Below are 14,048 nucleotides of genomic sequence, written 5' to 3'. Positions count from 1 at the left end.
CAGCGTCTCACTCCGCTGGAACACCCCTCATCCGTCTCGGCGCTGCGCGCCGATCCACCTTCTCCCACAAGGAGGGCTTTGCACGGAACTGAGTTGGTGATTCCGTAGGTCCGGCATGAAGGGGAGATGATTCGGATGGTCGATCGCGTGCTTGGACAACTGAGCCTTGCGGATGGGCTGGTGTGGTCGGACGTGACGGAGCTTGACCAGATCGCGCGAGTGATCGACTGGGTGCCGATCAAGGCGCTTCTTGGTCAGCGCAGCGGACCAGGACGGGGCAACATTAGCTATCCGGCCGAGGCCTTGCTGCGCTGTCTGCTGCTTGGCGTGTGGAACAATCTCAGCGATCCTTCGCTGGAGGCACAACTGCGCGACCGGCTGTCGTTCCGCCGCTTTGCCGGTTTCAGCCTGTCGGACCCCACGCCGGACCATTCGACGTTGTGGCGTTTCCGCGAGGAGCTGAAGTGCGATGGGCTGATCGACCGGGTGTTTTATGAGATCACGCGGCAGCTTGAGCAGAAGGGGCTGATCGTCAAGCGCGGCACGTTGATCGATGCCTCCTTCATGCAGGCCGCCGCGCGCCCGCCGGCGAAGCCGAAGAAGGGTGAGGAGGCGACGGCGCGGCCATCGGCCGATGGCGAGGCACGTTGGGGACGCAAGGGCAACAAGACCGTGTTCGGCTATAAGGTGCACAACGGCGTCGACGATGCTCATACGCTGATCCGGCGCATGGACTTTACGGATGCATCGGTCACCGATACCGAGCCGGCCGACGGCCTGATCATCGGGGACGAGAAGGCGGCCTATGGCGACCAAGCCTACTACACCCATGCCCGCCATGCCCGGCTGAAGCAGGCCGGCATCAAGGACCGGCTGATGCACAGAGCCAACAAGCACCATCCGCTGACACCGCGTCAGAAGCAGCGCAACCGGCTCATCTCGAAGGTGCGGGCGGCAGTGGAGCGGCCGTTTGCAGTGTTCAAACAGCGCTACGGCATGCGGCGACTGCGCTTCTTCAACCTTGCGACCAACCGGACGCAGTGCATGCTTGCCGGCTGCGGCTACAATCTGCAAAGAGCGGCCGCAGTCCTCTTCCCAAAGAGGAAGCCGGCATGAGGCGCAGTCCGCCCAAAATCCACTGCCAAGGCGGCCTGAGGCCTCAAGAGCGAGGCAAAACAACCCGCCAAAGCGGCCAGAGCGCCTTTCAAAAAACGCCCATCTGCCTCGTGCGCTAAATATCGGCTCCCATGCAAAACCCTCACAAGGGGAGAAGGGGAAGGCAGCCCCATCACGTATTCATCGAATCGAAGAAGTCTGCGTTGGTCTTGGTCTGCTTGAGCTTGTCGATGAGGAACTCGATCGCGTCGGTCGTGCCCATCGGCGCCAGGATGCGGCGCAGCACGAAGATCTTCTGCAGGTCGGAACGCGGCACCAGCAGGTCTTCCTTGCGGGTGCCCGACTTGAGGATGTCGATCGCCGGATAGATGCGCTTGTCGGCCACCTTGCGGTCGAGCTGGATTTCGCAGTTGCCGGTGCCCTTGAACTCTTCGAAGATGACTTCGTCCATGCGGCTGCCGGTGTCGATCAGCGCGGTGGCGATGATGGTCAGCGAACCGCCTTCTTCGATATTGCGCGCGGCGCCAAAGAAACGCTTCGGACGCTGCAGCGCGTTGGCGTCGACACCGCCGGTCAGCACCTTGCCGGATGACGGCACGACCGTGTTGTAGGCGCGGCCGAGGCGGGTGATCGAATCGAGCAGGATCACGACGTCGCGGCCATGCTCGACCAGGCGCTTGGCCTTCTCGATCACCATTTCGGCGACCTGCACGTGGCGCGCGGCCGGCTCGTCGAAGGTCGAGGAGATGACCTCGCCCTTCACCGAGCGCTGCATGTCGGTCACTTCCTCGGGACGCTCGTCGATCAGAAGCACGATCAGGTAGCATTCCGGATGGTTGGCGGTGATCGAATGCGCGATGTTCTGCAACAGCACCGTCTTACCGGTGCGCGGCTGCGCGTTGATCAGCGCGCGCTGGCCCTTGCCGATCGGCGCCACCAGGTCGATCACGCGCGGCGAGATGTCCTTGGTCGGAGGAGTGTCGACCTCCATCTTCAGCCGCGAGGTCGGGTAGAGCGGCGTCAGATTGTCAAAGTGGATCTTGTGCCGGATTTTTTCCGGATCGTCGAAATTGATGGTGTTGACCTTGAGCAGGGCGAAATAGCGCTCGCCCTCTTTTGGGCTGCGGATCGGTCCTTCGACCGTGTCGCCGGTCTTGAGCGAGAAGCGCCGGATTTGCGACGGCGAGATATAGATGTCGTCGGGACCTGGCAGGTAGTTTGCGTTGGCCGAGCGCAGGAAGCCGAAACCGTCCTGCAGCACCTCGACGACGCCGTCACCGATGATCTCGATGTCTTGCGCGGCCAGCTTTTTCAGGATCGCGAACATCAGCTCCTGCTTGCGCATGACGCTGGCGTTCTCCACCTCGAGCGATTCGGCGTAAGCGATCAGCTCCGGCGGCTTCTTGTTCTTGAACTCTGCGAGTTTCATTTCTTGCATTAGATAGACTCTGGGTAGGCTTTTGGGAGAAAAATCGGCTGAATACGACAAATGCCGGGCGCGGCCGAAAGCGAGTAAAGGGGGCGGCGCATGACGGGAAGGAAGACCCGTCTTTTATCGTCGGTCGTCCGAAAGAGCAAGCCGCCTTTTGCTGGGCTTCTTCTGGTTTTGGGGGAGCCTAGAACGGCTTCACGACGACCAGGATGACGATGACGATCATCAGCAATGTGGGGATCTCGTTGACGATCCGCCAGTGCCTGGCCGGCTTTTCGTTCTTGTCCTCGGCGAATTTCCTGACCGCGCCAGCGAGATAGCCATGCAGCCCCGACAGGATGAGCACCAGCGCGATCTTGGTGTGCAGCCAGCCGCCCTGGAAACCGAAGCCTTTCCAGGCGAGCCAAAGGCCGAACACCCAGGTCACGATCATGGCCGGATTGATGATCCCCCTGAGCAGCCGGCGCTCCATCACCTTGAAGGTTTCGGACTGCACCGAGCCTTTCTCGGCATCGACATGATAGACGAACAGCCGCGGCAGATAGAGCATGCCCGCCATCCAGGCGATCACCGCGACCACATGGATGGCCTTCGCCCAGAGATAGAAGCCGTCGCCAGCCACAAAATAGAGAAGGGCCGTCGCCGCCACGAGAACGACAATGCCGATCACCATGCGCTTCATCGCCTGGCCGGTGGTGTTCTCGTTGCTCACATTGCTCATCGGTGGCTCCTCACCATTTTCACCATCGCTTCGACATGCGCCACCGGCGTTTCCGGCGTGATGCCATGGCCGAGATTGAAGATCAGCGGCCCGCCGCCCAGCGTCTTCAGGATGGCATCGACGCCATCGGCCAGCGCCTTGCCGCCGGCGACCAGCCGCAGCGGATCGAGATTGCCCTGCACCGCGCCTTCGCGCTGCAGCTCCTTCGCCATGGACAAAGGCACGGTCCAGTCGAGGCCGAGACCAGCGATACCGGTCTTCTTCCTGTAGTCGCGATAGCGTTCGCCGGCGCCCTTGGGAAACCCGATCACCGGCACGTCGGGGTAAACCGTCTTCACCTGCCGCACGATCTCGGCCACCGGCTCGACGCAGAAAGCCTCGAAGGAGGGCTCGTCCAGCACGCCCGACCAGGAATCGAAAATCTGCACCGCATCGGCGCCGGCTTCGATCTGGCGGATGAGATAGGCAGCCGAATGATCGGCCAGTGTCTTCAAGAGCGTCGCGAAGGCCTCGGGCTCGCGATAGGCGAACAGCCGCGCCGGTCCCTGGTCGGGCGTTCCATGCCCGGCGATCATATAGGTCGCCACCGTCCATGGCGCGCCGCAGAAGCCGAGCAGCGTCGTCTCGTCGGGCAGCTTGGCGCGCAGCCGGCGCACGGTCTCGTAGACCGGCTCGAGATTCACGTGAAACACATCGCCGTTCAGCGCCGCGATCTCTGGCGCCGAGATCGGCTTCAGGATCGGCCCACGGCCTTCCTCGAAACGGACATCCCTTCCCAAGGCGTTGGGCACAACGAGAATGTCGGAGAACAGGATCGAGGCGTCGAAGCCGAAGCGTTCGATCGGCTGCAGCGTCACCTCGACGGCAAGGTCCGGATCATAGCAGAGATCGAGGAAGGAGCCTGCGCGCTTCCTTGTCTCGCGATACTCCGGAAGATAGCGGCCCGCCTGGCGCATCATCCAGAGCGGCGGCGGTGAAACCGTCTCGCCCTTGAGGACGTCGAGCACGATCCGTTTCCCAGCCATCCAGCGCCCGCCTCTCCAGTTCTCTTAAATCAAATATCTATTTTAAAAGAGTCTTCTGATTCTAAGAGTCTGTTGGTTGTGATGATTGCGACCTGTCCAGCCTGCGGCTCGAAAAGGCCAGTCAGCATATTGTCGCGTACTTGTTTTCGCAAATTGGAGGGATCTGGGGACAAGGCCGATTCAGGCTTTCGAGTCAAAAGCTTGGCCGATCCGATCCGATATCCGGGTTGTGGATGAAATCGGCCCGGAAAAGTTGATCCCCAGTTTTGTCCCCAGCGCCGCGACAAAGCCTACAGCTGGTCGAATTGTGGACAAGCGGCCATCTGATACAGTCGCTTCCCTACCCAAGGCCCGCCCATCCAGCCTTGTCCACAATTGCCCACAGCCTGGACCCACCCCTTGTGAACAAACCTCAGAGCTTCTTCCATCTGCATCTGATCTCCGACGCCACCGGCGAGACGCTGCTGGCCGCCGGCCGCGCTGCGTCAGCGCAATACAAGGACGCCCGCGCCATCGAACATATCTATCCGCTGATCCGAACCGAGAAGCAGGTCGCCAAGGTCTTCGACGACATCGAGGAGGAGCCCGGGATCATCCTCTACACCGTGGTCGACCAGAAGCTCGCGCGCTCGATCGACGAGCGCTGCGCGGCCATGGGCCTGCCTTGCGTCTCGGTGCTGGAGCCGGTGCTCGCCGTCTTCCAGTCCTATCTCGGCACGCCGGCCGGTCGCCGCGTCGGCGCCCAGCATGTGCTCGACGCCGAATATTTCCGCCGCATCGACGCGTTGAACTTCACCATGGAGCATGATGACGGCCAGCTGCCGGCCAATATGGACGATGCCGATATCGTGCTGATCGGCATCTCGCGCACCTCGAAGACGCCGACCTCGATCTATCTCGCCAATCGCGGCATCAAGACCGCCAACATCCCGATCGTGCTCGGCGTGCCGCTGCCCGAGAGCCTGATCGCCGCCAAGACGCCGTTGATCGTCGGCCTGATCGCGACGGCCGAGCGCATCTCGCATGTGAGGCAGAACCGCATCCTCGGCAACAGCGCCGCCTTCGTGCCGACCGACTATGTCGATCGCGCCGCCATCAACGAGGAGCTTGCCTATGCGCGTCAGCTCTGCACGAAGCATGGCTGGCCGATGATCGATGTCAGCCGCCGCTCCATCGAGGAAACGGCGGCGGCGATCGTTGCCCTGCGGGGCAAGACGCGCTAGGGGCAAGCGATAAAAGTGAGCACTCCGTCCAGCACCCCTCATCCGTCCGAGCTTCGCTCGGCCACCTTCTCCCACAAGGGGAGAAGGAAGAGCGCGGCGCCAGCGTCCCGCGATTACCGTCAGGCGGCGATTTGCAGCGGCGTTGGCGCAGGACTTTCCTTCCCCCTTGTGGGAGAAGGTGGCCGAGCGAAGCTCGGACGGATGAGGGGTGCTGGACGGATCGCAACCGTTGGATGAACCAGCATGTCCGAAAAGATCATCCTCGCCTCCGGCAGCCCGTTCCGAAAGACCATGCTCGTCAATGCCGGCCTCGACATCGAGGCGGTGCCGGCAAATGTCGACGAGCGCGCCCTCGAGGCTCCGCTGAAAGACAGCGGCGTCTCGCCGGAGGATGTCGCCTCTATCCTGGCAGAGGCCAAGGCGACTGAGGTCAGCGAGCGGAGGCCCGGCTCCCTGGTGCTCGGCTGCGACCAGACGCTGTCGCTGGGCGACGAGATCTTTCACAAGCCCGCCGACATGGAAGGCGCGCGTCGCCACCTGCTCGCGCTCTCCGGCAAGACGCATCAATTGAACAGCGCGGCCGTGCTTTGCCGCGACGGCGAGGTGCTGTGGCGGCATGTCGGCGTCGCCAGCCTCACCATGCGCAAGCTCGATCCCGCCTTCATCGGCAGGCATCTGGCGCGCGTCGGCGCCAAGGCGCTGGCGAGCGTCGGCGCCTATCAGGTCGAGGGCGAAGGCATCCAGCTGTTCGAGAAGATCGAGGGCGACTATTTCACCATCGTCGGCCTGCCGTTGCTGCCGGTCCTGAAGGAGCTGCGCGCGCTGGGAGCCATCGATGGCTAAGAAAAAGGCCTTTGTCACCGGACATCCGATCGCCCATTCGCGCTCGCCGAAGATCCACGGCTATTGGCTCCAGCAATACGGCATCGACGGCAGCTACCAGGCGATCGACGTCGCGCCGGCGGATTTCGCCGAATTTCTGAAATCTCTCGGCGAGGAGGGCTACCGCGGCGGCAATGTCACCATTCCGCACAAGGAAGCCGCCTTCGCCGGCGTCGCCCGCCGCGACCATGCGGCCGATGAAATCGGCGCCGTCAACACGCTGTGGTTCGAGAAAGGCGTTCTCTGGGGCGGCAATACGGACGGCTACGGTTTTGCCGCCAACCTCGATGACCATGCGCCGGGATGGGCGGCCAATGGACCGGCCGTGGTGCTGGGCGCCGGCGGCGCCTCCCGCGCCGTCATCCACGCGCTGAAAGAGCGCGGCATCAAGGACATCCGCATCGTCAATCGGACGCTGGCGAGAGCCGAGGAACTCAGCCGCCAATTTGGCCCTGGCGTCTCGGCGCATGGGGCAGTCGGCGAGCTGCTTGCCGATGCCGGCCTGCTCGTCAACACCACAGCGCTTGGCATGCATGGTGATGCGACGCTCTCCGCCGATCCGGCCGGCTTGCCGGACCACGCCATCGTCACCGACATCGTCTATGTGCCGTTGGAAACGCCTTTGCTTGCCGCCGCCAGGGCGAGAGGGCTGAAGACGGTCGACGGGCTCGGCATGCTGCTGCATCAGGCGGTGCCCGGCTTTGAACGCTGGTTCGGCCGCAAACCCGAAGTCTCGCCCGAATTGCGGCGCATGATCGTCGCCGACATCGAGGGCCATTGATGATCGTGCTCGGCCTCACCGGATCGATCGGCATGGGCAAGTCGGCGACGGCGAAGATGTTCGCCGAGGCCGGCGTGCCGGTGCATGATTCGGACGAGACGGTGCATCGCCTCTATGCGGGCAAGGCGGCGCCTTTGGTCGAGGCGGCCTTCCCGGGCACGACTGAGGCGGGCGTGGTCGATCGCGTGAAGCTGGCGAGCCAAGTGCTCGGCGATCCCGCCGCGCTGAAGAAGCTCGAGTCGATCATTCATCCGCTGGTGCGCGCCGATGCCGATGCGTTTCTGGCGAGGCATCGGGCCGCCGGCGCGCCGCTCGCCGTGCTCGACATCCCGCTTCTGTTCGAGACCGGCGGCCGCAACCGCGTCGACAAGGTCGTGGTCGTCACCGCGTCGCCAGAGATCCAGCGCGAGCGCGTGCTAGCCAGGCCTGGCATGGGCGAGGAGAAGTTCTTGTCGATCCTCGCCAAGCAGGTTCCCGACGCCGAAAAGCGCCGCCAGGCCGATTTCATCATCGACACCGGGCAGGGCTTCGACGCGGCGCGGAGGGCGGTTGAGGCCGTCATCGGCGAATTGCTGCCAACACAGAAGTCTTGACCGGTTTGTTAGTGTGCGTTGGCAGATCCCAGGCCTTGGCGATTGGCCGAGACGCCTATCGCGGTCGTCATCCACGGGCGGAGCAAGGAGCGAAGCGACGCGCGCAGACCCGAGGATCCATGCCGTGACTTGGAAGCGCCACGGCGGTCCAGAATTCTGCACTGTTGCACACTTCGGTCCAGGTAACGGCATGGATTCCAGGGTCTGCGCGCGTCGCTTCGCTCCTTGCTCCGCCCTGGAATGACGAAGTTCAGAAGCCTTCGGCTCATCGCCAGCGTTTGCGCTGACTACCCCAATGAACGTTGATAGCTTTGCCCGACAAACCTATAATCTTTCGAATCACTGTGTTGAGGAACTAAAGCATGATGTCGTCCGCTCCACACTTTTCGGCATCATCCTCTGGGGATAAGCAGGAATCGCCCCGCTCCTGACGGCAAGCCGTCAGCAGTCGCCATTGCCATTTTGTTTCGGTTTGTGATTCTGCTCCTTGGAGTGGATTGATTCGAAATGCGTGAGATCATCTTCGATACGGAAACCACCGGCCTCGATTTGCGCGAAGACCGCATCATCGAGCTGGGCGGCGTCGAATTGGTCAACCGGTTTCCGACCGGCCGCACCTTCCATAAATTCATCAACCCGCAGGGCCGCGCCATCCACGCCGAGGCGCAGGCCGTGCATGGCATCAGCGCCGCGGACCTGGTCGGCAAGCCGACCTTCGCCGAAATCGTCGATGAGTGGCTGGCCTTCACCGACGGCGCCAAGCTGATCGCGCACAACGCCACCTTCGACCTCGGCTTCCTCAACCTCGAATACAGCCGGCTCGACCATCCGGCCATCGATCCCGGCCGCATCATCGATACGCTGGCGCTTGCGCGCCGCAAGCATCCGATGGGCCCGAACTCGCTCGATGCGCTCTGCCGGCGCTACGGCATCGACAACACCCGCCGCACCAAGCACGGCGCGCTGCTCGACTCCGAGCTGCTGGCCGAAGTCTATATCGAGCTCATCGGCGGCAAGCAGGCGGCGCTGGTGCTGGAAACCGTGGCGGTGCAGATGAACGGCGCCGGCGAGGTGGCCGATATCGACATCTCCGTCGGCGCCCGGCCCATCGCCCTGCCGCCGCGCTTGAACGAAGCGGACCGTGCCGCGCATGCCGGGCTGGTTTCGACGCTGGGCGAAAAGGCGCTGTGGCTGAAAGTGGCGGTGGGCTGAGCGGGCGCTTGTAGCGCTGATCTGCGCGATTGGCCGAATCCCTCCGTGACGTCGTCATACTCGGTCTTGACCCTAGAATCCATGCCGTGACCGCCGCCGTGGGGTGCAACGGTGCAGAATTCTGTAACCGCATCAACGCGTTGGCGTCACGGCATGGATTCTAGGGTCTGCCCGCGTCGCTTCGCTCCTTGCTCCGCCCTAGAATGACGACCGTACGGAGGTTTTCGCCAATCTCCGACGTCTCCAACAAAAAAGCCCGGCCGAAGCCGGGCTCTCGATACGGTGTGGCGCAGCGCGCCTCAGCTCACTTGGACCTTGCTCGCGGCCTGGTCCTCGGCGATCCGCTGCTGGAACATCTGCGCGAAATCGATCGGGTCGAGCATCAGCGGCGGGAAGCCGCCATTGCGGGTGGCGTCGGAGATGATCTGGCGGGCGAAGGGGAACAGGAGCCGCGGGCATTCGATGAACAGGATCGGCAGCATGTGCTCCTGCGGGAAGCCCGAGATGGCGAAGACGCCGCCATAGACCAGCTCGACATTGAACAGCACTTCCTGGTCGAAGGAGGCCTTGGCGTTCAAGGTCAGGTTGACGTCGAACTGCTTGTCCGAAAGCGGATTGGCGTTGACGTTGACGTTGATGGCGATGCCTGGAGCCTTGTCGCGGCCGCGCAGCGAATTCGGCGCGCCGGGGCTTTCGAAGGAAAGATCCTTCACATACTGGGCAAGTACATTGAGCGAGGGCTGGTTCTGGGTGCCGTTGCCGTTGGCGGCGCCGGTCGCCGCGTCATCGTTGCTGGCCATGAGCCTTTAAGTCCTTCTGCCTGGGCAGCATTGCTGACCGGATTGAAATCGCGGGTTCGCTACCATGGCCCGCCGGACAAAACAAGTTTTGCCGATTTATCGGGCAAAGGGCCTGGGACTAATCGTTTTTCAGCCGCCGCCAGGGCGAATTGTGATCCGGACGGTTCGGATAATCGTCGCGCGAATAGTCGCTGTCGTCGAGGTCGATGACGGTCTCGCGCCGGCGCACCGAAAAGCCGCTCGAGAAGCTGGTCGCCATGACGATGCGGCTCTTGAGCAGGCGCCAGGCGAAGTCGCGCACCGGCGGCAGCAGCAGGAGAATGGCGAAGATATCGGTGATGAAGCCGGGGATGATCAAAAGGATCGCCGCCAACACGATCATTGCGCCATGCGCGAGCTGCCGGCTGGGATCATGCCCGGCATCCATCTCGGCCCGCACCCGCGTCATGACGCCGAAACCCTGACGCCTGAGCAGCAGGCTGCCGGCGACGCTGGACAGGATGACCAGCCCGACCGTCGCCAAGGCGCCGATCTCGCGGCCGACGACCACGAAGCCGGCGATCTCCAGCAGCGGCAGCAGGAGCAGGAGCAGCGGGATGAAGGAAATGCGCAAAGTCTCGACCGATCGCTTTCTTCTTTTGGGGGCGCTCGCGGACAATCGCCGCTGGCCTTGGCGCCCTTAGATAGGTATGGCTGCCTTTGATTTGAATGATTGCGCCTGCCGTTCTATATGCTTTGGATGTTGAACGCCATGCGACCGCGATCCCCGAGGGGTTAAGCCGGTCCGGCAAGAACAGGGTTCGAGTTGGCGGAAAATATGGGTTTCTTCGACTTCGGCACGATTTTCTTTCTGATTGCGGCGGTTGTGATCTTTTTCCAGCTGCGCAACGTGCTCGGACGTCGCACCGGCAACGAGCGCCCGCCCTTCGATCCCTATTCGGCGAGCCGCACGCGCGAGGCCGACGCGGCGCAGAAGCCCGAAAATGTCGTGTCGCTGCCGCGCAAGCGCGCGCCGGGTGAATCCTCAGCCGAGACCTATGCCGCGATCGACGCCTTCGCCAAGCCGGACACCGATCTCAACAAAGGCCTGCGCACGATCAAGGACAACGATCCGTCCTTCGATCCCAAAACCTTCGTCGACGGCGCCAAGATGGCCTATGAGATGATCGTCATGGCCTATGCCGATGGCGACCGTAAGACGCTGAAGAATCTTCTTTCGCGCGAAGTCTATGACGGCTTCGTTGCCGCCATCGGCGAGCGCGAGGCGAAGTCGGAGAAGATTCAGTCCTCCTTCGTCGGCATCGACAAGGCCGATATCGTCTCCGCGGAGATGAAGGGCTCCGAAGCGCATATCACGCTGCGCGTCGTCTCCGAGCTGATCTCGGCGACCCGCGACAAGGCCGGCGCCGTCATCGACGGCGATCCGGAAACGGTGGCCGAGGTCAAGGATGTCTGGACCTTCGCCCGCGACACGCGCTCGCGCGACCCGAACTGGAAGCTCGTCGCCACCGAAGAAGAAGATTGAGATCAAGCGGCGGGGCTCGGTCGTGCCGCTCTCTTCCACATTCAGCGAGAAGTCTTTCAGCGACTTGCCCGGCTGGGGCGAGGACGACCATGCAGCGGCCTTCGCGGCCTTTCGCCGCTCGGCCTTCCATGCACCGATAAAACCTTACCGCACCGGATCCCTCGGGGTCGATTTCAACGCCTTCGCCGAGGCCTATGCCGGGGCGCGCGCCGTTTCGGCGCCGAATCGGTCGCAAGCGCGATCCTTCTTCGAACAGCATTTCGTTCCGATGCTGGTGAAGGCCGACAATGGAGCAGGTCTCGTGACCGGCTTCTACGAGCCGGAGGTCGAGGCCTCGCCGGTCAGGACCGAGCGGTTCACCGTGCCGTTGCTGTCCCGCCCGGCCGACCTGATCGACATCGACGACGGCAACCGGCCGGCCGGCATGGACTCTTATCTGGCCTTCGCCCGCCGGACGGATGACGGCCCCGTCGAATATTTCGATCGCGGCGCGATCGAGCGCGGCGCGCTGGCCGACCAAAACCTTGAAATCGCCTGGCTCGCCGAAAAGGTCGATGCCTTCTTCATCCATGTTCAGGGCGCGGCTCGGCTGAAGATGACCGACGGCAGGCTCATCCGCGTCACCTATGCCGCAAAGTCGGGCCAGCGCTTCACTGGCCCGGGCAAGATTCTGAGCGATCTCGGCGAGATCCCGCTGGAAAAGGTGACGATGCAGTCGATCCGCGCCTGGTTCAAGGCGCATCCGGAGAGGGTCGACGAGATCCTCTGGCAGAACCGCTCCTACATCTTCTTCCGCGAGGCCGCGGTCGATGATGCGGCGCTTGGGCCGATCGCCGCCGCCAAGGTGCCGCTGACGCCGGGGCGCTCGGTCGCGGTCGACCGCCTGCTGCACACATTCGGCACGCCCTTCTACATCGACGCGCCGACGCTTACCGCCTTCGACCAAAAACCGTTCCGGCGGCTGATGATCGCGCAGGACACCGGATCGGCCATCACCGGGCCCGCGCGAGGCGACCTCTTCGCCGGCTCCGAGGACGCCGCCGGCGAGATCGCCGGCGTGGTCCGCAATGCGGCCGATTTCTATGCGTTGGTTCCGCGTGGGCTTCTGAATGGAGCGACCCGGTGAGCCGCCGCGACGACCATCTCAGTGACGACGACCGCATCCTGTGGAACCTGGTGGCGCGTTCGGCCCGGCCGTTGAAAGGCAAGACCGCAGTCGAGATTCCCGAAATCATCGAGCCCAAGCCGACGGCGGCCGCCGCTCCCGTCAACGGTGTCCCGGCCGTCGCGGCAAAACCGAAGACGCCGCATGTCTCGCATTCGCTCGATGACCAGACGCTGCACAAGCTGAAGAAAGGCCGGCTGCCGATCGAAGGCCGCGTCGACCTGCACGGCATGACGCAGGACGAGGCCTATTCGCTGCTGCTCTCCTTCCTGCATCGGGCGCATGCCGGCGGCATCCGCTACGTTCTGATCATCACCGGCAAGGGTTCGTCCTCCGGCGGCGACGGCATCCTGCGCCGCGCCGTGCCGGCCTGGCTGTCGACGCCGGCCTTCCGCCATCTCGTCTCCAGCCACGATCACGCGGCCCGCAACCATGGCGGCTCGGGCGCGCTCTATGTGCGGCTGCGGCGGACGCGCCCATGAGGGGCCAGGCAATGAGCGGCTCGGCAATAAGGGGCCCGGCGATGAGCAGGTCGACATGACCCCGTTCGGCGAGAAGCTCCGGGCGCTGCGCGCCGAACGCGGCGTCAGCCAGAAGGCCATGGCCGAGGCGATCGGCGTCAGCGCCGCCTATCTGTCGGCGCTCGAGCACGGCCGCCGCGGCGCGCCGACCTGGACGCTGATCCAGAAGATCATCGGCTATTTCAACATCATCTGGGACGATGCCGAGGACCTCGCCCGCCTCGCCGAAAGCTCGCACCCGAGGGTCAGGATCGACACGTCCGGCCTGTCGCCGGCGGCCACAGAACTCGCCAACCTGCTCGCCGAAAGCATTGAGAGGCTGGATGAGGCGCAGCTGCGGAAGATCACGGCATCGGTCCGGGCCGCGTTGCGCAGATAGTTTGCCCGTATGACAACGGGTAGCGTTACCCGAAGCGCCCCAGATTCGTCATCCACGGGCGGAGCGGGAGCGAAGCGGACGCGTAGACCCGAGGATCCATTCCGTGACCTCGCGCGAAGGGCGAAGGCGGCGCAAAACAGAGGCCGTTCTGCACCGCCGTGACGCTCATAGGTAACGGAATGGATCCTCGGGTCTGCGCTGCGTCGCTTCGCTCCTTGCTGCGCCCGTGGATGACGAACTCGCGGGAGGCCAGGTGTATTACGCCGCCGGCAACCCTCACGCCTAAGATCAGAACTTGCCGGCGCCGTTGGCGCTGCCGCCGTTGGTGCTGCCCCGTCCGCCCTTGCCTTCGTGACCCTGATGATCACGGCCGCCATTGCCGCCGCCTAGGCAGTTCGCGGAACCGACGCTGCAGCAGCGGCCGCTCCACAGGTCATTGAGGTTGGTCGCGGCGCAGCTTTTGTAGGTCTGGTCCGCCAGAGCCGATCCGGTCAGGGCCGATACCGCGACGGCGGCGAGAAGAGTGTTGCGCAGGAAAGAAGTCATTTGAGTTCTCCATGGTTGGATTTGCCATTCACGGCTGTGTGTCGGCGGCCGAACGGGAATGGTTCATGGAGTTGTGCGATTTTTTCGGAGGGCCACCGCCTTCGTCATCCACGGGCGGAGCCGGAGC

General features: G+C 63.5%; 16 protein-coding genes. 10 read left to right on the top strand and 6 right to left on the bottom strand.

What is annotated here, in order from left to right; genetic code table 11:
* Positions 1-135 precede the first annotated feature (135 nt).
* Complete coding sequence (locus EJ069_RS24835; protein WP_189341472.1) at positions 136-1,116, top strand: IS5 family transposase; 981 nt, start codon at positions 136-138, stop codon at positions 1,114-1,116.
* A gap of 172 nt (positions 1,117-1,288) precedes the next feature.
* Here EJ069_RS24835 and rho read toward each other — a convergent pair whose 3' ends face one another.
* The 3 genes from rho to hemE all read right to left on the bottom strand — a co-directional run bounded on the left by rho (position 1,289) and on the right by hemE (position 4,294).
* Positions 1,289-2,554, bottom strand: a complete 1,266-nt coding sequence (gene rho, locus EJ069_RS24830) for a transcription termination factor Rho (protein ID WP_108702996.1) — start codon at positions 2,552-2,554, stop codon at positions 1,289-1,291.
* A gap of 178 nt (positions 2,555-2,732) precedes the next feature.
* Positions 2,733-3,269: a protoporphyrinogen oxidase HemJ gene (hemJ, locus tag EJ069_RS24825; protein WP_126063558.1), complete on the bottom strand. Its 537-nt coding sequence runs from the start codon at positions 3,267-3,269 to the stop codon at positions 2,733-2,735.
* Complete coding sequence (hemE, locus tag EJ069_RS24820) at positions 3,266-4,294, bottom strand: uroporphyrinogen decarboxylase (RefSeq protein ID WP_126063557.1); 1,029 nt, start codon at positions 4,292-4,294, stop codon at positions 3,266-3,268. Before hemE ends, hemJ begins: the two co-directional genes overlap by 4 nt.
* Positions 4,295-4,695: 401 nt before the next feature.
* Between hemE and EJ069_RS24815 the strand changes: the two genes are divergently transcribed.
* The 5 genes from EJ069_RS24815 to dnaQ all read left to right on the top strand — a co-directional run bounded on the left by EJ069_RS24815 (position 4,696) and on the right by dnaQ (position 8,985).
* Positions 4,696-5,517: a pyruvate, water dikinase regulatory protein gene (locus EJ069_RS24815; RefSeq protein ID WP_126063556.1), complete on the top strand. Its 822-nt coding sequence runs from the start codon at positions 4,696-4,698 to the stop codon at positions 5,515-5,517.
* 243 nt (positions 5,518-5,760) lie between these two features.
* On the top strand, positions 5,761-6,360 hold the full coding sequence (locus EJ069_RS24810; RefSeq protein ID WP_126063555.1) for a Maf-like protein: 600 nt from the start codon (positions 5,761-5,763) through the stop codon (positions 6,358-6,360).
* Positions 6,353-7,180, top strand: a complete 828-nt coding sequence (locus EJ069_RS24805; RefSeq protein WP_126063554.1) for a shikimate dehydrogenase — start codon at positions 6,353-6,355, stop codon at positions 7,178-7,180. Before EJ069_RS24810 ends, EJ069_RS24805 begins: the two co-directional genes overlap by 8 nt.
* Positions 7,180-7,773 carry a dephospho-CoA kinase gene (gene coaE, locus EJ069_RS24800; protein ID WP_126063553.1) on the top strand — a complete coding sequence of 198 codons (594 nt, stop codon included), beginning with the start codon at positions 7,180-7,182 and terminating at the stop codon, positions 7,771-7,773. Before EJ069_RS24805 ends, coaE begins: the two co-directional genes overlap by 1 nt.
* 507 nt (positions 7,774-8,280) lie before the next feature.
* Complete coding sequence (dnaQ, locus tag EJ069_RS24795) at positions 8,281-8,985, top strand: DNA polymerase III subunit epsilon (protein ID WP_126063552.1); 705 nt, start codon at positions 8,281-8,283, stop codon at positions 8,983-8,985.
* A 299-nt stretch (positions 8,986-9,284) separates the two neighbouring features.
* Here dnaQ and secB read toward each other — a convergent pair whose 3' ends face one another.
* Positions 9,285-9,785 carry a protein-export chaperone SecB gene (gene secB / locus EJ069_RS24790; protein ID WP_042645309.1) on the bottom strand — a complete coding sequence of 167 codons (501 nt, stop codon included), beginning with the start codon at positions 9,783-9,785 and terminating at the stop codon, positions 9,285-9,287.
* A 118-nt stretch (positions 9,786-9,903) separates the two neighbouring features.
* Positions 9,904-10,398, bottom strand: coding sequence for an FxsA family protein (locus tag EJ069_RS24785; protein ID WP_126063551.1), 495 nt, complete (start codon positions 10,396-10,398; stop codon positions 9,904-9,906).
* A gap of 204 nt (positions 10,399-10,602) precedes the next feature.
* On the opposite strand from EJ069_RS24785, the gene EJ069_RS24780 reads away from it, so the two are divergent.
* Genes EJ069_RS24780 through EJ069_RS24765 form a run of 4 tightly spaced genes read left to right on the top strand, consistent with a single transcriptional unit; the run spans position 10,603 to position 13,375 of the window.
* Positions 10,603-11,310, top strand: coding sequence for a Tim44/TimA family putative adaptor protein (locus tag EJ069_RS24780; protein ID WP_042645307.1), 708 nt, complete (start codon positions 10,603-10,605; stop codon positions 11,308-11,310).
* A 22-nt stretch (positions 11,311-11,332) separates the two neighbouring features.
* Positions 11,333-12,436 carry a murein transglycosylase A gene (locus EJ069_RS24775; protein WP_126063550.1) on the top strand — a complete coding sequence of 368 codons (1,104 nt, stop codon included), beginning with the start codon at positions 11,333-11,335 and terminating at the stop codon, positions 12,434-12,436.
* The gene (locus tag EJ069_RS24770) at positions 12,433-12,957 is read left to right on the top strand and encodes a Smr/MutS family protein (RefSeq protein ID WP_126063549.1); all 525 of its coding nucleotides are present in this window, start codon (positions 12,433-12,435) and stop codon (positions 12,955-12,957) included. The genes EJ069_RS24775 and EJ069_RS24770 overlap by 4 nt, the downstream gene beginning before the upstream one ends.
* A gap of 55 nt (positions 12,958-13,012) precedes the next feature.
* Complete coding sequence (locus EJ069_RS24765; RefSeq protein WP_126063548.1) at positions 13,013-13,375, top strand: helix-turn-helix transcriptional regulator; 363 nt, start codon at positions 13,013-13,015, stop codon at positions 13,373-13,375.
* 288 nt (positions 13,376-13,663) lie between these two features.
* On the opposite strand, the gene EJ069_RS24760 is transcribed toward EJ069_RS24765, so the two are convergent.
* Complete coding sequence (locus EJ069_RS24760; RefSeq protein WP_126063547.1) at positions 13,664-13,921, bottom strand: hypothetical protein; 258 nt, start codon at positions 13,919-13,921, stop codon at positions 13,664-13,666.
* Positions 13,922-14,048 lie beyond the last annotated feature (127 nt).

This window comes from Mesorhizobium sp. M2A.F.Ca.ET.043.05.1.1, assembly GCF_003952445.1.
GTDB lineage: Bacteria > Pseudomonadota > Alphaproteobacteria > Rhizobiales > Rhizobiaceae > Mesorhizobium.
This window is presented reverse-complemented; position numbering and strand designations above follow the sequence as displayed.